This window comes from Streptomyces sp. NPDC087787 (genome assembly GCF_044743035.1).
Classification (GTDB): domain Bacteria; phylum Actinomycetota; class Actinomycetes; order Streptomycetales; family Streptomycetaceae; genus Streptomyces.
In genome coordinates, this window is the sequence record NZ_JBIUVQ010000008.1 from 22729 (window position 1) to 38954 (window position 16226).

The 16226-nt window shown below is 71.2% G+C and carries 16 protein-coding genes; 6 read left to right on the top strand and 10 right to left on the bottom strand.

Translation table 11 applies throughout. The annotated features are described in order from the left end of the window. Positions 1–40 precede the first annotated feature (40 nt). A complete protein-coding gene (locus ACIOWN_RS14705; protein WP_362351974.1) occupies positions 41–391 on the bottom strand; it encodes a DoxX family protein in 351 nt (116 codons plus the stop codon). 61 nt (positions 392–452) lie between these two features. Here ACIOWN_RS14705 and ACIOWN_RS14710 point away from each other — a divergent pair, with 61 nt between their 5' ends. Further along, positions 453–1385, top strand: a complete 933-nt coding sequence (locus ACIOWN_RS14710) for a LysR family transcriptional regulator (RefSeq protein WP_401982391.1) — start codon at positions 453–455, stop codon at positions 1383–1385. 18 nt (positions 1386–1403) lie between these two features. On the opposite strand, the gene ACIOWN_RS14715 is transcribed toward ACIOWN_RS14710, so the two are convergent. The 6 genes from ACIOWN_RS14715 to ACIOWN_RS14740 all read right to left on the bottom strand — a co-directional run bounded on the left by ACIOWN_RS14715 (position 1404) and on the right by ACIOWN_RS14740 (position 8372). Then, positions 1404–1826, bottom strand: a complete 423-nt coding sequence (locus ACIOWN_RS14715) for a PPOX class F420-dependent oxidoreductase (RefSeq protein ID WP_362351969.1) — start codon at positions 1824–1826, stop codon at positions 1404–1406. A 192-nt stretch (positions 1827–2018) separates the two neighbouring features. Further along, positions 2019–3311 (bottom strand): GAF domain-containing SpoIIE family protein phosphatase, encoded by a 1293-nt coding sequence (locus ACIOWN_RS14720; protein WP_362351966.1) that lies wholly within the window; start codon positions 3309–3311, stop codon positions 2019–2021. 228 nt (positions 3312–3539) lie between these two features. After that, the gene (locus ACIOWN_RS14725) at positions 3540–4529 is read right to left on the bottom strand and encodes an alpha/beta hydrolase (protein ID WP_362351963.1); all 990 of its coding nucleotides are present in this window, start codon (positions 4527–4529) and stop codon (positions 3540–3542) included. 223 nt (positions 4530–4752) lie between these two features. Continuing rightward, positions 4753–5538 carry a 3-oxoacyl-ACP reductase gene (locus ACIOWN_RS14730; RefSeq protein ID WP_362351960.1) on the bottom strand — a complete coding sequence of 262 codons (786 nt, stop codon included), beginning with the start codon at positions 5536–5538 and terminating at the stop codon, positions 4753–4755. Between the two features lie 6 nt (positions 5539–5544). After that, positions 5545–6942: an aldehyde dehydrogenase family protein gene (locus ACIOWN_RS14735; RefSeq protein WP_362352054.1), complete on the bottom strand. Its 1398-nt coding sequence runs from the start codon at positions 6940–6942 to the stop codon at positions 5545–5547. 65 nt (positions 6943–7007) lie between these two features. Continuing rightward, positions 7008–8372, bottom strand: a complete 1365-nt coding sequence (locus ACIOWN_RS14740) for a glutamine synthetase family protein (RefSeq protein ID WP_362351957.1) — start codon at positions 8370–8372, stop codon at positions 7008–7010. A gap of 77 nt (positions 8373–8449) precedes the next feature. Between ACIOWN_RS14740 and ACIOWN_RS14745 the strand changes: the two genes are divergently transcribed. The 4 genes from ACIOWN_RS14745 (at position 8450) to sufC (ending at position 12311) form a co-directional block, all read left to right on the top strand. Beyond that, positions 8450–9193, top strand: coding sequence for an FCD domain-containing protein (locus tag ACIOWN_RS14745; RefSeq protein ID WP_362351954.1), 744 nt, complete (start codon positions 8450–8452; stop codon positions 9191–9193). A gap of 151 nt (positions 9194–9344) precedes the next feature. Then, entirely contained in the window at positions 9345–10031 is a 687-nt protein-coding gene (locus tag ACIOWN_RS14750) for a gamma-glutamyl-gamma-aminobutyrate hydrolase family protein (RefSeq protein ID WP_362351951.1), read from the top strand. A 438-nt stretch (positions 10032–10469) separates the two neighbouring features. Beyond that, positions 10470–11243, top strand: coding sequence for a polysaccharide deacetylase family protein (locus ACIOWN_RS14755; protein ID WP_362351948.1), 774 nt, complete (start codon positions 10470–10472; stop codon positions 11241–11243). A 303-nt stretch (positions 11244–11546) separates the two neighbouring features. Beyond that, positions 11547–12311, top strand: coding sequence for a Fe-S cluster assembly ATPase SufC (sufC, locus tag ACIOWN_RS14760; protein ID WP_401982395.1), 765 nt, complete (start codon positions 11547–11549; stop codon positions 12309–12311). 169 nt (positions 12312–12480) lie between these two features. Here the strand turns inward: sufC and ACIOWN_RS14765 are convergent, their stop codons facing one another. Beyond that, on the bottom strand, positions 12481–14232 hold the full coding sequence (locus ACIOWN_RS14765; RefSeq protein WP_362351942.1) for an FUSC family protein: 1752 nt from the start codon (positions 14230–14232) through the stop codon (positions 12481–12483). A gap of 413 nt (positions 14233–14645) precedes the next feature. Between ACIOWN_RS14765 and ACIOWN_RS14770 the strand changes: the two genes are divergently transcribed. Further along, positions 14646–15347, top strand: a complete 702-nt coding sequence (locus ACIOWN_RS14770; RefSeq protein ID WP_362351939.1) for an HdeD family acid-resistance protein — start codon at positions 14646–14648, stop codon at positions 15345–15347. A gap of 55 nt (positions 15348–15402) precedes the next feature. Here ACIOWN_RS14770 and ACIOWN_RS14775 read toward each other — a convergent pair whose 3' ends face one another. Both ACIOWN_RS14775 and ACIOWN_RS14780 read right to left on the bottom strand, forming a co-directional pair. Next, positions 15403–15816: a hypothetical protein gene (locus ACIOWN_RS14775; protein WP_362351936.1), complete on the bottom strand. Its 414-nt coding sequence runs from the start codon at positions 15814–15816 to the stop codon at positions 15403–15405. Between the two features lie 176 nt (positions 15817–15992). Continuing rightward, on the bottom strand, positions 15993–16211 hold the full coding sequence (locus ACIOWN_RS14780; RefSeq protein WP_362351933.1) for a hypothetical protein: 219 nt from the start codon (positions 16209–16211) through the stop codon (positions 15993–15995). Positions 16212–16226 lie beyond the last annotated feature (15 nt).

Consider the following 16226-nt stretch of genomic DNA (forward strand, 5'->3'; position numbering starts at 1 on the left):
GCGTATCCGGAGCCACGATTCGGGCGACGTTCGGCAGCTGTCAGCCGGCAAGGGCCAGAACGAGTGAGGCGGCGGCGAGGGCGAGGCAGGTCCCGGGAAAGACGATGTTGTGGTACACGGCCGCCCTGACGTGGGCGGCCAGGGCGCCGACGTAGAAGAGGACGAGCCCGCCCGCGGCGGCCACGCCGACGAACGGCACTCCCAGCAGTCCCAGCAGCAGTCCGCCCGCCCCCGCGGCCTTCAGCGCGGCGAGCGCCGGGATCCAGGTGGGTGGGACACCGACCTCGGCGGAGTTGACGCGGACGAACTCCGCCCGAGCGAGGTCCGCGACGGCGAGGGCGGCGTTGGCCACGAAGGTGACGGCTGCGACGACGACGAAGGCGGTTTCCATGTCTCCACCCTCGCCGTGGATCGGTCAGCGCGTCCAATACCTGTGTGTATAACCTGATGGCATGGATGTGGACATCCGGTTGCTGCGGTACTTTCAGGCCGTGGCGGAGGAAGGAACGCTCACCCGCGCCGCCGGACGGCTGTACGTGTCGCAGCCCGCTCTGACCAAACAGGTGCGGAGGCTGGAGAACGAACTCGGGGTACGGCTGTTCACCCGGTCGCGCACCGGCATGGCCCTCACCGAGGCGGGCCGCGCCCTGGCGGCGCACGTGCCGGATGTACTGGCCGGCTGGGAGCGCGCACTCCGCGACACCCGCCGCGCGGCCGACCGCGCCGCGCGAGTGCTCCACGTCGGGTTCCTGGCCGGCGGCGCCAACGAGGCCACCCCCGGGATCGTCGCGGAGTTCAGGCGTCGGCAGCCCGGCTGGCGGGCCGAAATGCGTCAGGCGTCGTGGTCCGACCCGACCGGTGGACTGGCGACCGGCAGCGTCGACGTCGGCCTGCTGCGGCTGCCCTTCCCCGGTCAGGAGGCCTGGCGGATCGTGGAGCTCTTCAGCGAGCCACGCTGGGTGGCCCTGCCCGTGGACCATCCTCTGGCCGCCCGTACGACCATTCCGTTCCGTGATCTGTGGGACGAACCGTTCGTGGCCGCCCCGGCCCGGACGGGCGCGTGGCGGGACTACTGGCTGGCCGCGGACGAACGGGAAGGCCGCCCCGTGCGGATCGGAGCCGTCGTCGATCAGCCGGACGACTGGCTCGGCGCCATCGCCAACGGCTACGGCGTCGCCCTCGCCCCCGCGTCCGCCGCCCGGTTCTACGCCCGTCCGACCGTCGTCTACCGGCCGGCCGAGGGGGTGAGCCCCAGTTCGGTCGGCGTCGTCTGGGCGCCTGCCGACGACGCCGACCCGGTCGTGCGGGACTTCGTGAGCTGCTGCGTCGACACCGTGGCGGCCGCGAGCCCGGGCGGAGGCATGCCCGGGAAGCCGTATACCTGAGGGCGGCCCGGAGGTCGTTCAGCCTGCCTGGCTGCTGTCCTTGTACGCGCCCCAGCCGTGCCAGCGCTCGACCTCGATCCAGGCGCTGACCCGCGGCCGGTCCCGTTGGGCGTAGGGCTTGCCGAGGTACTGTCGGCTGAGCCGGTCGATGCCGGCGAGGTCCGGGTCGTTCCGGATCTCGGTGGCCCGGCCGACAAGGCTGATGTGGTTGTACCAGTTGGCTTCGTCCAGCACGGTGAGGGTGACCCGGGGATCGTTGCGCAGATGCTCCAGGCGCTTGCGGCCCTCGTCCATGTTGACCAGGACGCGGCCGTCGTCCTCCCACAGGTACCAGGTGGCGGTGGAGACGGGCTGGCCATCCGGCCGGAGCGTGGTGATGACCGCCGGATTGGCCTTTTTGACCATGCCGATCGCATCGGGGGTGAGCGGAGGCTTCGACATCGTGCTTCTCCTCGACATCCGGTGCTGGTGGGGCCCATCTGCTGTGACCCCGTACACGCTGTCACATTTCTCATGGGGGCGCTGCCGTGGCTGGAACAGCGCTCGACAGGGCCGGATCCCGGCGACCGGGTTCCAGTGGACGGCTCGCGCGAACCGGATGCCGCTCCGGTCCGGGCCTGTGCGCTGACCCGGTCAGGCGGGGGCCGGGGAGGGGCGCAGGGCGAGCAGGGCGGCGTCGTCGGTGCTGTCGGCGGCCAGTCCGCCGAGCAGTTCGTCGCAGAAGGTCTCCAGGGGTTCGCGGGACAGTGCGGCGGCGTGCTGGCGCAGTCGGGCGAATCCGCGCTCGAGGGATTCGGAGCGGCGTTCGATCAGGCCGTCGGTGTACAGGAGCAGGGTGGAGTGCGGGGGCAGGTGGTCGATGGCGGTGGGGCGCTGGTGCTGGGGGTCGAGGCCGATCAGTAGTCCCGCGCCGGCTTCGAGGTAGCGGGTGTCGCCTTCGGCGGTGGTGAGCAGGGGCGGCAGGTGTCCGGCGCAGGAGTGGTGCAGGGGCCAGGGGCCCTTGTGGTGAGGGGGGTGTTTGACGAGGGCGTAGATGCAGGTGGCGGTCGCGTCGTGCTGGAGTGTGTGGCTGGCGATGTCCAGGCGGCGCAGGACTTCGCCGGGGGGTTCTCGGCGGTCGACGGCGATTCCGCGCAGCATGTTGCGCAGGGCGCTCATGTCGATGGCTGCCTGCAGGTCGTGGCCGGTGACGTCGCCGATGACCAGGGCGGTGCTTCCCCGTGGCAGGACGAAGGCGTCGTACCAGTCGCCACCGACTTGCGCGACGGTCTGTGCGGAGGCGTAGCGGGCGGCGATCTGAAGGTTCTGAACGTGGGGCAGCTCGGGGAGCAGGGCGCGTTGGAACCGCTCGGCGATGCGCTGGGTCTGCTGGTACAGGCGTGCGTTGTCCACTTGCACGGCCAGGCCGCGGACCAGGTCCTCGATGAGTGGGAGGTCGGCGTCGGTGAAGGGGTGGTGGGGGTCGGTGCGGGCCACGGTCAGCGCGCCGAGGACCTCCCGTCGGGCCCGTAGCGGGGTGATGACGGCGCTGCGCGCGGCGAGCTGCTCGAACAGTTCCAGCTGCCGGGCGTGCAGCGGGTTCACCGCCCGGCTCGGCGGGGAGATGTCGGCGATCAGCAGCGGGCCCGCCCCGCGCAGCACCCGGGGCAGCGGCCCGCCCGCGTCGTCCGGCACCGGCGGAAGCGGCCCTTCGTAGCCGCCCGGAACCAGCGCCTCGGGCGTGCGGTGGACGACGACGGCCCGCTCCAGTCGGCCGCACTCGTCGAGCAGGTCGACCACGCACCAGTCGCCCAGCCGCCCGGTCAGCACGCGGCACGCCCGCCGCAGTCCGTCCAGCAGATCCAGCGTGCTGGCCAGCGCCGCCTCGGCGTCCGCCAGCAGCGCAAGACGGTCCAGGCGCGCCTTGCCGTCCTCGTCCTTGCTCACCTCCTACGTCTTCCCCGCCCTCGACCTGCCACGACAGGAAGCTTGTCCCGGCCTGTCACGACAGGGGCCCCCGGGCGCGAGCAAGATCGTGACGGCCGCGGTCGGCGACCAAAGTGAGCCGCGCTCGGCGGCGGTGCAGTCGGGCCAGACCCCGATCTCGCCCGACTGCACCGTCGCCGGCCACTCCGCTGGAGCCGGGCCGGCCGAGATGTCGAGGCGCGTGCGCCGTCAGGACACGGTGGCGGGCAGGTCGGCGAGCCAGTCGGTCAGGATCCGGTTGACCTCGACGGGGCGTTCCTGCTGGATCCAGTGGCCGCAGCCGTCGAGAAGACGGGAGGAGACCAGGCCCGGCAGCGTGACCGGGTACGCCTCGATCGCGTCGGCCAGCCATGTCGTGGAAGCGTCCAGGCTGCCGCCGATGAACACTGACGGCTGGGTGACGGGGGCACCGTCGAAGGCGGCGAGGTCCTCCCAGTCGCGGTCCATGTTCCGGTAGCGGTTGAGCGCCCCGCTCATGCCGGTGCGTTCGAACTCCGCGGCGTAGACGTCGAGGTCCCCCTCGCTGAGCCAGGCGGGCATCCGGCCGGCGGGGAACCGGTCCCGCAGTGTCCCGGCCCTGCTGACGAAGTGCGGATCGGGAGCGCCGGGCGCGGGCATGGTGTCCGCGGACAGGGCAGCGTAGAAGCCCGCGAGCCAGCCTCGTACGTCCGGTTCGATCTCGGCCTCGGCACGGCCCGGCGCCTGGAAGTACGAGACGTAGAACTCCTCGTCCCCGCCCATCCGCGCGAAGACGTCGCTGGGGCGGGGCCCGCCGCGCGGGGTGTAGGGCACGCTCAGCAGCCCCACCGCGCGGAAGACGTCCGGCCGGAGCAGGGCGGAGTTCGCGGCGATGTTGGCGCCCCAGTCGTGGCCGATGACCACCGCCGACCGCTCGCCCAGGGCGTGCACCACCGCGACGTTGTCCTCGACCAGGTGGAGCATCCGGTACGCGTCCGTGGCGGCGGGCTTGGAGGAGCGGCCGTAACCGCGTACGTCGATGGCGACCACGCGGTATCCCGCCGCTGCGAGAGCCGGCAGTTGGTGGCGCCAGGAGTACCAGGACTCCGGGAAGCCGTGCACGAGCAACACCAACGGCCCGGTGCCCTGCTCGACCAGGTGGATCCGTCCTTCGGGCGTGGATACCAACCGGTGTGTCATCTCCGCGACGTGACGTGCCATGAGTCTTCTCCCACCGTGCCCCTTCTTGTGTACCGCCAGGACGGTCCCGTCCTGCGATCCGCCGGCTCGACGCCCATCTTGCGAAGGTTCCATCCGGAAGGGGAGTCCGTTTGCCGATTCGGCAAGTCCGGCCCTCGGCGCCGGCACCGGACCTCGACAGCCGGGCGTCGCAAGGCGCCCGGCTGTCGGTCGTGGCCGCGTCCTCGACGCCGCCGCCCGGGCACTACAGCGGGGTGACGTAGGCGCCCGAGATCCCGCCGTCGACGAGGAAGTCGGTGGCGTTCACGAACGAGGAGTCGTCGCTCGCGAGGAAGGCGACCGCGGCCGCGATCTCGTCGGCCTCCGCGAACCGCCCCACCGGAATGTGCACGAGGCGTCGCGCCGCCCGCTCCGGGTCCTTCGCGAACAGTTCCTGGAGGAGCGGGGTGTCGACGGGTCCGGGGCAGAGCGCGTTCACGCGGATGCCCTCGCGGGCGAACTGCACGCCCAGCTCACGCGACATGGCGAGCACGCCGCCCTTGGACGCGGTGTACGAGATCTGCGAGGTGGCGGCGCCCATGATGGCCACGAACGACGCGGTGTTGATGATGGAACCGCGGCCCTGACGCCGCATATAGGGAATGGCGGCCTTGCAGCACAGGTACACCGAGGTCAGGTTGACCTCTTGGACCCGCCTCCACGCATCCAGGCCCGTCTCCAGGATCGAGTCGTCGTCCGGCGGCGAGATGCCCGCGTTGTTGAAGGCGATGTCGACGGAGCCGTAGGTGTCGAACGCGGTCTTGAACAGCGCCTCGACCTGCTCGGCGTCGGTCACGTCCACCTTCACGAAGGTGCCTCCGACCTCCTCGGCGGCCGCCTTGCCCGCGCTCTCGTCGATGTCGCCGCAGACGACGTTCGCGCCCTCGGAGGCGAGGCGGCGCGCGGTGGCGAGGCCGATGCCGCTGCCCGCACCGGTGATGACGGCGGTACGGCCGACGAGGCGGCGGCAGACGTTGCTGGTGTCGGTCATGAGTGCTCAGCCCTCCGTGCTGTTCGTGTTGGTCGAAACGTCGCTGATGAAGACGTTCTTGGTCTCGGTGAAAGCGGCGAGCGCGTCCGGGCCGAGTTCGCGGCCGAGCCCCGACTGCTTGTAGCCGCCGAACGGGGTCCAGTAGCGAACGCTGGAGTGGGAGTTGACGGAGAGGTTCCCGGCCGCGACGGCGCCGGACACGCGCAGCGCACGGCCCACGTCTCGTGTCCAGATCGATCCGGACAGGCCGTACTCGGTCGCGTTGGCGAGCCGTACCGCGTCGGCCTCGTCCTCGAAGGGCAGGACGACGGCGACCGGGCCGAAGATCTCTTCGGCGGCGATGGGCGCGGTCGGGTCGACGTCGGTGACGAGGGTCGGCGGGAACCAGAAGCCGGGCCCTTCGGGCGCGCTGCCGCGGATCGCCTTCAGGTCGTCGGTGACATACGACCGTACGCGCTCCAGCTGGACCTTCGAGATCAGCGGGCCCATCTGGGTGCGCTCGTCGCTCGGGTCGCCGACGACGACGGACTCGATGGCGGGCGTGAGCAGGTCCAGGAAGCGGTCGTGGACCGAGCGCTGGACGAGGATGCGGGTGCGGGCGCAGCAGTCCTGCCCCGCGTTGTCGAGGAACGACATGGGCGCGGCGGCGGCCGCGGCCTCGATGTCGGCGTCGGCGAAGACGATGTTGGGGCTCTTGCCGCCGAGTTCGAGCGTCACGCGCTTCACGCGGGCGGCGCACTTGGCCATGATCGCCTTGCCCGCACGGGTGGATCCGGTGAACACGATCTTGGCGACGCCGGGGTGCTCGACGAGTGCGTTGCCCGCCACGTCGCCCGCACCGGGCAGCACTTGGAAAAGGTGCTCGGGAAGGCCTGCTTCCAGGGCGAGTCCGGCGAGCCGGCGGGCGGTCAGCGGGGTCGTCTCCGCTGGTTTGAGGAGCACGGCGTTGCCGGCCGCGAGTGCGGGTGCGGTCCCCCACGCGGCGATCGGCATCGGGAAGTTCCACGGCGCGATGACACCGACGACTCCGAGGGGTTCGAGGATCGTGATGTCGAGCCCACCGGGCACGGGGATCTGGCGGCCGGACAGTCGTTCCACTCCCCCGGCGGCGAAGTCGAGCAGATCGCGGGCGTTTCCCGCCTCCCAGCGCGCGTTGCCGATGACGTGCCCGGCTTCGCGCACCTCCAACTGCGCCAGTTCCTCCAGGTGTTCGTCGACCGTGGCGGCGAAGCGGCGCAGCAGCCTGGCCCGGTCGGCGGGCGCGAGGGCGGCCCAGCGGGTCTGGGCCACGGCCGCGCGGGCGACGGCCGCGTCGACGTCCTCGGGGGTGGTGGCGGGGACGGTCGCGATGACTTCTTCCGTCGCCGGGTTCAGTACCTGGTGCTCGTGCACGTACGTGTCCATGTCCTCGTCGTCCTCGTGGTCCTCGGCGTCTTCGGGGTCTTCGCGCCCGTACGACAAGAAGGGCCTCACATGCGTTCGAAGGAACGGCGGAGTTCCCAGTCGGTGACCGCGGCGTCGAAGGCTTCGAGTTCGACGCGGGCCATGTTGCGGTAGTGCGCGACCACTTCGTCACCGAAGGCCGCCTTGGCGATCGGGCTGTTCTCCCAGAGCTCGGCGGCCTCGCGCAGGGTGGTGGGGACGTGTTCGTAGGGGGCGGTGTACGCGTTGCCCGGACATGCGTCGGGCAGCTCCAGACGCTGCTCGACACCGTGGAGACCGGCGGCGATCAGGCCCGCGACCGCGAGATGCGGGTTGACGTCGCCACCGGGCAGCCGGTTCTCGAAGCGCAGCGAACGGCCATGGCCGACGACGCGCAGCGCGCAGGTGCGGTTGTCGTGTCCCCAGGCGACGGCGGTCGGCGCGAAGGAGCCGGGTTGGAAGCGCTTGTAGGAGTTGATGTTGGGGGCGTAGAGGAGGGAGAAGTCCCGCAGCGCGGCCAACTGACCGGCGAGGAAGTGCCGCATCACCCGGGACATGCCGCCGGGCCCGTCCCCGGCCATGATGCTGGTGCCGTCCGCGTCGGCGAGGGAGAGATGGATGTGGCAGGAGTTTCCCTCGCGCTCGTTGTACTTCGCCATGAAGGTGAGCGCGTAGCCCTCCTGGGCGGCGATCTCCTTGGCGCCGGTCTTGTAGACGGCGTGCTGGTCGCAGGTGACCAGGGCTTCGTCGTAGCGGAACACGATCTCGTGCTGGCCGGGATTGCACTCGCCCTTCGCGGACTCGACGGTCAGGCCCGCCGCGCTCATCTCGTTGCGGATGCGGCGCAGCAGCGGCTCGATGCGGCCGGTGCCGAGGACCGAGTAGTCGACGTTGTACTGATTGGCCGGGGTGAGGTCCCGGTAGGCGGCGTCCCAGGCCTGTTCGTAGGAGTCCTTGAAGACGATGAATTCGAGCTCCGTGCCGACGTTGGCCGTGTAGCCGAGCTCGGCGAGCCGTTCGAGCTGGCGGCGCAGGATCTGCCGGGGGGCGGCCACGACCGGTGTTCCGTCCTCCCAGGCGAGGTCGGCCATCAGCATCGCGGTGGCTCGGTTCCAGGGCACCCGGCGCAGGGTGGCCAGGTCGGGGAGCATGGCGAAATCACCGTAGCCGCGGTCCCAGGAGGACATCTCGTAGCCTTCGGCGGTGTTCATTTCCGCGTCGACGGCGAGAAGGTAGTTGCAGCACTCCGTGCCGTGCTGGAGGACCTCGTCGAGGAAGAAGCGGGCGGCGAACCGCTTGCCCTGGAGCCGTCCTTGCATATCGGGGAAGGCCAGGACGACAGTGTCGATCTCGCCGCTCGCGACGAGGGCGCGAAGCTCCTCGACACTGAGCGGGGGTGTGCGGTCTGCCACGGGAAAGCCTCCTTCGGTCAGCCGAGACCAAATAAGGTATTGCCGAGAACCATTGCTTGGGAAGGGGATGCGGTCAGATGTCGCAGGCGGACACGGGCGAGGGCACCCTCACGGACGACCGGCTGTCTCCGGTGCTGCGGCCGGTGCGGGCGGGGAACGGTTTCGAGGAGGCTCTTGAACAGATACTCCAGGTCGTACGGCTGGGTCTGGTGCCCAGCGGCGAGCGACTGCCGTCGGAGCGGGAGCTGGCGGAGCGGCTCGGCATCAGCCGGGTGACGCTGCGCGAGGTGCTGAAGGTCCTCCAGGACCAGGGACTGGTGGAGTCGCGGCGCGGACGCTACGGCGGAACGTTCGTCCTGCCGAAGGCGGCCGCCCACGGCGAGGACGAGCTGCGCCGCCGCATCGAGGAGGTCGATGTCGAGGACGCCCTGCGGTTCCGGGAGGTGCTGGAGGTGGGCGCGGCCGGACTGTGCGCGGCGCACGGGCTCACCGACGAGCAGGCGGAGCGCCTGCGGGACGCGCTCGCCCGCACGCACGACGCACCGCTCACCGAGTACCGCCGGCTCGACACGCTGCTGCACCTCACACTCGCCGAGCTGTCCGGATCGCCGACGCTCACCGCGCAGTACGCGGCCGTCCGCGCGACCGTGAACGACCTGCTGGACTGCATTCCGCTGCTGGTCAGGAACCTGGAACACTCGCAGCGTCAGCACACGGCACTGGTCGAGGCCGTGCTCGACGGGGACGCCGACGGCGCGCGGGAGATCATGCGGGAGCACTGCGCGGGCACGGCCGCCCTGCTGCGCGGCTTTCTGACGTGAGCAGGGCGTTTCACGGCGACGTCGCGCGCGGGTCTTGATTTCCCGGCAGCGTTGACACAAAGGTATGAATCCGTTCCATGGAGTGCTTCACAGCGCTCGCCGCAGCGGAAGCCGAGTGGGAACCCGGCTGAGGACCGTGAAGGAGCACACAGTGGGCAAGCCGCTCATCGGCGTCAGCACCTATCTGGAATCCCGGGCGTCCTGGGGGGTCTGGGAGCTGCCCGCGGCGCTGCTGCCCGCGGGGTACCCGCGGCTGGTACAGGCCGCGGGCGGGATCGCGGCCATGCTGCCGCCGGACGATCCGTCCCACGCGGCGTCGGTGGTCGCCCGCCTCGACGGGCTGGTCGTCGCGGGCGGCCCCGACGTCGAACCGGAGCGCTACGGCGCTGAGCGCGAGCCGCGCACCGGGCCGCCCGCGCGGGAGCGTGACGCCTGGGAACTCGCGCTGATCCGGGCGGCGTTGGACTCCGGTACGCCTCTGCTCGGCATCTGCCGCGGCATGCAGCTGCTGAACGTCGCGCTCGGCGGCACCCTCGTCCAGCACATCGACGGCCACACCGAGGACGTCGGCGTCTTCGGGGCGCACCCGGTGACCCCCGTGGGGGGCACGCGGTACGCGGCCTTGGTGCCGGAGGAGACGTACGTCCCGACGTACCACCACCAGGCGGTGGCCCTCCTGGGCGAGGGTCTGCGCGCCTCGGCCCACGCGACGGACGGCACGGTGGAGGCGGTCGAACTGCCCGACGACCGCTTCGCGCTGGGCGTGCAGTGGCACCCCGAGATGGGCGAGGACGTACGGGTGATGACCGCGCTGGTGCGCGCCGCGTCGGGAGGCTGAATCCGGGCACCGGAGCCCCCACGCGTCAGCACGGGCAGGTCACGCGCCCGGCCCGTGTACCACCGTCCCGTCGGCCGCACGTCCCGCGGCACGTGCCGGCCATCGTGCGCGCCCTGGCCACGTGGCCTCGCGCCCCGCTCCTCAACGGCCCGTGCACCGCGGTCCGCTCGCCCAGCCGGGCCGGGTGATCCCGCGAATCGCGCAGCCCCGGGCCGGCAGGGCATGGACGGCCGCGTGGCGCCTGAGGCGTGCTCGTCATCGACGCCCTGCCGGGAGCGCGGCCCGGATCCGGCCCCTGTTCGCCGAGTTGTCCGTGAACTCCCCCGGAATTGTCCGTGATCGGTAACGGACGCATCCCGTGGCCACCGTTCCTCGTCCTGCCATGTGGTCGGAAGGCGACCGGGGATCGTCGGGGAACTGCGGGAAAGCGGGGCGGACATGGCACGGCACGGCAGCGGGCATGGCTGGTACGGCAAGGTGGCCGGGGCGGCGCTCGGGGTGACGGCGCTGGCCGCCGGTGCCTCGCTGTGGACCGCACAGGCCGATGCCGTGCGCGGCCCGTCGCCCCGGGCCGCCGCGTCGGCCACGCCGGGCAGTGGCGTCAAGCGGGTCGCGGCGACCATCGCGCACGCCTCGGACAAGGGGTCGAGCGGCGTCAACATCACCATCGACGACGGACCCGATCCCGTGTGGACCCCCCAGGTGCTCGACGTGCTGCGGGAGTACGGGGTGAAGGCCACGTTCTGCATGGTGGGGACGCAGGCACAGGCCCACCCGGACCTCGTGAAGAAGGTGGTCGCGGCCGGGCACCGGCTGTGCGACCACACGGTGTCGCACGACACCACCATGGACACCAGGTCCCAGGCCTACCAGTCACAGCAGATCCTCGACGCCGAACGCATGATCACGGAGGCGTCCGGGGGCGTACGGCCGATGTACTACCGGGCGCCCGGCGGGGCCTTCACCCCCTACAGCCGCGAGTTGGCCGCATCCCGGGGCATGCGCCCGCTGGGCTGGAACGTGGACACCAAGGACTTCGAGCGGCCGGGCGCGGACGCCATCGTCGCCACCGTCCGGCGGGAGCTGCCCAACGGGCCGACGCTCCTCTTCCACGACGCCGGCGGCGACCGCTCCCAGACCGTCGACGCCCTGCGCCGGATCCTGTCCGAACTCAAGGAGCAGGGCCACTCGTTCGGCTTCCCGACGCGCTGAGCTGGGCCCTGACCGCTCGCGACCCTGCGGGGCGACTCGTGCGCGCTCGCCGGGCACACCAGAAGCCTGCCCGCCCTTGCGTCGATTCGCCCGGATCCTCGTCGTCCGCCACGGTCCCCGCAAGCCAGGTCCGCACGGACCGCGGAAGCGGGGAACCCGCCCCGTGGCCGCCCGGGGTTTCGTCCCGGGCGCCGGCCATCCGCGCTGTACCGGACAGGCTCGGCTGCGTCACGCTGGAGGAGCGGGCTGTGTGGTGCCCGTGCCGTTCCCTTCGGTGAACACGGTGAGGCAGGTGAGGTGCACATGGCCACCCTCGACATCCGCGACCTGCACTGTTCGGTGCACACCGACGCCGGGCCGCGCGAGATCCTTCATGGGGTCGACCTGGCCGTACGCCAGGGCGAGACCCACGCCATCATGGGCCCCAACGGCTCCGGCAAGACCACCCTCGCCTACGCGCTCGCCGGCCACCCGAAATACCTGGTCACCTCCGGCAGCGTCACCCTGGACGGCGAGGACGTGCTCGCGATGAAGGTCGACGAACGGGCGCGGGCCGGAATTTTCCTGGCCATGCAGTACCCCGTCGAGGTTCCCGGCGTATCCATGACCAACTTCCTGCGCAGCGCCGCCACCGCTGTCCGCGGCGAGGCCCCCAGGCTGCGCACCTGGCTCAAGGAGGTGCGCGAGGCGATGGAACGCCTCCAGATCGATCCCGCCTTCGCCGAGCGCAACGTCAACGAGGGCTTCTCCGGAGGGGAGAAGAAACGCCACGAGATCCTCCAGCTCGAGCTGCTCAAGCCGAAGATCGCGATCTTGGACGAGACCGACTCCGGCCTCGACGTCGACGCGCTGCGCGTCGTCGCCGAGGGCGTCAACCGCGTCCGCGCCACGGGACAGGTGGCCACCCTGCTGATCACGCACTACACGCGCATCCTGCGCTACGTCCAGCCCGACCACGTCCACGTCTTCGCCGACGGCCGCATCGCCGACTCCGGCGGCCCCGAACTCGCCGACCGGCTGGAGGACGAGGGCTATGAGGCATACGTGAAGGGCACGGCGCAAGGCTGAACGGCAAGGCCGCCCCCGCCTCCCGGGCCGGTCCTTACCGACCCCCGGACTCCTGGCGCCGGGCCGCGACCACCAACGCCCGCCTCCCGGCGCGCACCAGCTGGTGGTCGAACTTCGGTCACTCACTCGCGCACAGCCAGGGCGGCGCGCCTGCCCGCGGTGCAGCGGGTCAGCTGTCCGGGGCCGTCTGGACCAAGGACTCGTGCAAGGTCGACAGCTCCGTGGACAGGAAGGACGGCACCTCTGCGAGCGGTGCCGGGGCGGTCCCCGTACGGATCGCGCCGGCAAGGGCCGCGAGCGCTCGGTGCAGCTGATCGTCGCCGTGGGCACTGAACAGCGGGCGGGAAACCCCGCGTGCCGCCTCACTGCCGCCGCCGGCCTGCTCCAGCGCCCAGCAGGCGGCGAGTACCCGGTAGGCCAGCCGTTGGGTGGCGACCACCGTGGGCCACATCAGCTCAGCGTCACTGCGCCGGACGACCGAGGAGTTGACGCTCGCGTCGTAGGCCTGGAGTACGCCGATGGCCCGCATCTGCAGATCGCGTCGGGCCGCCCAGGCACCCGGGGTGGTGACCGCGCCGTCGGCCAGATGGTCCGATACGGCGCCGACTGCTTCCAGCGTGCGATTGATCGCCGCCGGGATGCGTGCCGCCGCCCCGGCCCGCATCGTCACCAGGTACACCGCGAGTGCCACGGCGCAGCCGATCGCGGTGTCGACGCCGCGGGCGAGCAGCAGCCCACCGAGTCCGGAAACACGCTGTCCGCCGCTCACGATGGTCAGCGCGACGGTGGTGATGAAGACGACGGCCAGGGCGTAGTTGCGCACCACGATCATCTCGATGGAGAACTGCAGCAGCACGACGGTCAGCGCAAGCCACAGTCCGGTGGGATGCGCGGTGAGCACCCCCAGCGCGAGGATCAGCCCGACCCAGGTGCCGACCAGACGCTCCAGGCCGCGCTGCATGGTGCGGACCCAGTCGAAGCCCTGGTGCAGCATCAGCACCGAGGCTGCGATGGCCCAGTAGGCGTGGTCCAGGCTCAGGGCGGCACCGATCATTCCGGCCACCAGGGCCGCGGCGCCGACCCGCAGGGTGACGAGGAGCTGTTCCGACCCGGCCGTGACCGCCTGCCGCACCAGACCGACCGGCCCGGGACCGCCGTGCGGGAGTTCCTCCTCACAGGCCGCGGCATCAACCGGGGAAGGGTGCTGGGCCTGAGCGGCGAGTCGTCGTGCGTGGTCGGATACGGCGTGGTCCAGGGGTGCGTCGCGGGCTGCGGCCCGCATGGCGTCGGCGAAGATCAGATGCAGTTCGCGGTTGAGCCGGCGCAGCCTGTACAACGTGCTGTCGGGGGTGGTGCGGATCGGCTGGTAGCTGACCAGCGCCGCCCATGACTCGTGCATCGCCAGGGCGGTCCAGTGCCGGGCGGTGTCCTGCCGGGGTGTGCCCACCGCCTCGGCGAACCGCGCCACCGCATCACCGGCGGCCGCGACCGCGGACTTCTCCGGACCCCGCGGCCGCAGCAGAGCGCCGGACATGTGGACCAGCCAGGCGAAGCCACCGCCCCCCAGCACCAGCAGGCCGGTGTGCAACGGGCCCAGGTGTTCCGCGTGCATCGCGGTGCCGGCGGCACAGGCGAGGGCGACCATGTAGGCCCCGGGTGGACCGACGGCCAGGGCGTTGCACAGCAGGGTCGCCACCATCGCGATGAGGGCGACCACGAGCACACCGACCCACACGACAGCCGCAGCCCATATGCCCATCCCGACCGCGAACGCCAGGGCCACCGCTATGAGCGCGAGCCTGCCTGCGCGACGGAGGTAGGGCAGGGCGCTGCCGTACAACGCGGTGAAGCCACCGATCGTCGCCATGAGACCGGCCGCGGTGTCGCCGGCGGCCCAGCCGATCACTACCGGCACACCCATGCACAACCCCGCGCGTGCCGCGAACGGCCACCGCCTCCTCGCGTCACGCAGCGCGAACAGGGGGCGGATCCCGATCGGGCCCGGCCCCGGCGCGGGCGGGATCGGCGCGAGTGGCGCTGCCGGTCCTTGAGGCATGGTTCCAGCGCAGCACGGACAACGTCCCGACGCTCGCCCTGCGCCCTTGGGCCCTGGGCATTCCGTGTTGTGATCGACCTGGCTCTGTCGGAGGCGGGGAAGAGGGCCAGTGCGGCGACGGAGCGTCGCCGTGCCGGTGAGCAGGGTCAGCCGGCTCGAACGAGGCGTACCACATGCGCCACGAACCCCTGCCGTCTCCACTGAGCAACATGAGGCCGAACGGGTGACGATGGACGTGTAATGACGTCACCACGCTGCTCCAAGAGGAGGTAGGTGTCATGACATCTCCTTCCGGTGCCACATCTCCTTCCGATTCCCCGGGCCCGGGCCCCGTTCCCCCGCGCGGCACCGAGCCACAAGAGAGTCCCCTGGCCGAAGGCATGACGGCCCTGGCGAACATGGGCTGGCAGATCATGCTCACCATGGGCCTTGCCACCATCGCCCTGGGCGTCGTCGCCTTGGTCTGGCCGGGCGCGACGCTGCGGGTCGCCGGCGTGCTCTTCGGCATCTACTTGCTGGTCACCGGTGTCTTCCAGCTGGCCGGCGCCTTCGGCACGCATGTGCCCCGGCATCTTCGCGTACTGCATTTCATCACCGGTGCGGTCGCCATTCTGCTGGGGCTGATCTCCTTCAGGGGTACCCTGCAGTCGATTCTGCTGCTCGCCCTGTGGATCGGCTTCAGCTGGCTGCTGCGCGGCACCACTGAGACGGCTGCGGCGGCCTCCGCTCCGGAGATGCCGGCGCGCGGCTGGCACGTGGCCTTCGGCATCATCGGATCGCTGGCGGGTGTCGTGATGATCATCATGCCGTTCGCCACGATCGCGACGCTGACCCTGGTCGTGGGCGTCATGGCCATAGTTCTGGGCCTGACCGAGGTGATCCGCGCCATCAGGACACGCATCGAGATCGGCCATCTCGCCGCGGGCACGGCCACCCAGCGGCGGCCCCTGTTCCACGCCCGTCCGCACCCCCAGCACTGACCGACAAAGCCAAACAGGGCGGCTGCCGCGTGAGCGGCGGCCGGCCACTGCGGAGTCACCGGCCACTGAGGTTGATCCCGGCGGACACGGGTGTGAAATCCTCCAGGAGCACCAGCCGCGGCTCGCCGTGGATACCGGCGGTGGGCAGGTCGCGTGCGACGACGCGGAGTGCCTGCCGCAGGACCGCGAGTCGCTCAGGCGCCAGGTCGAAGCCGGGATCGAAGCCGGTCTTCTCGAGGATCCGCCGGGCGAGGTCGGCCATTTCCGATGCGGGCACCTGTGCGGGGTCGCGTTCCACGACCTCGCGCACAGCCTCCCAGGAGTAACCCCAGTCCAGCAGTTCGCAGGCCAACTCGACCACATCCCGCGGGGCGAGTCGACCCTCGCGCAGTCCGAGGTGGACGCGCGTGCAGAGGTGATCGATCCGCTGCGTGAGGGTCCCCGCATCGATGACAGGCTCAGTGTCCATGAGGTCAGTCTGGTGGCTGCGCCGCGGGGACGACCAGGAACTTTTCTCCTGCCCCACCCGCGCAGACGGCTACGCCGACGGCGGGCGGCGGGTTTCCGGCGGCCAGTGCTGCGTCGGCGCGAACTGTGAGGGCAGAAGCGGTCCGTGACCGGCGGGGCGGGGTTCCTGGGCGGACGTCACGCCCAACTCGGCGCATCCCGCCGGGCGCGCTCGGCGCCGACCCTGGTGGACCATGCGTCGGTGTGGTCCGCCCGGGTGTCGCGGGGAAGCGTCTCGATGTGTATGAAGTCCGACTTGTGGGCGACTCCCCCGGCGGAGAGGGCGTCGTCGTCTTCCTCGCCCCGCGGCATCCGGCCCTCGCCGACGCGCGCGTGCCGCCGTGACAGGAGATCCACTCAGGGTTTCAGGAA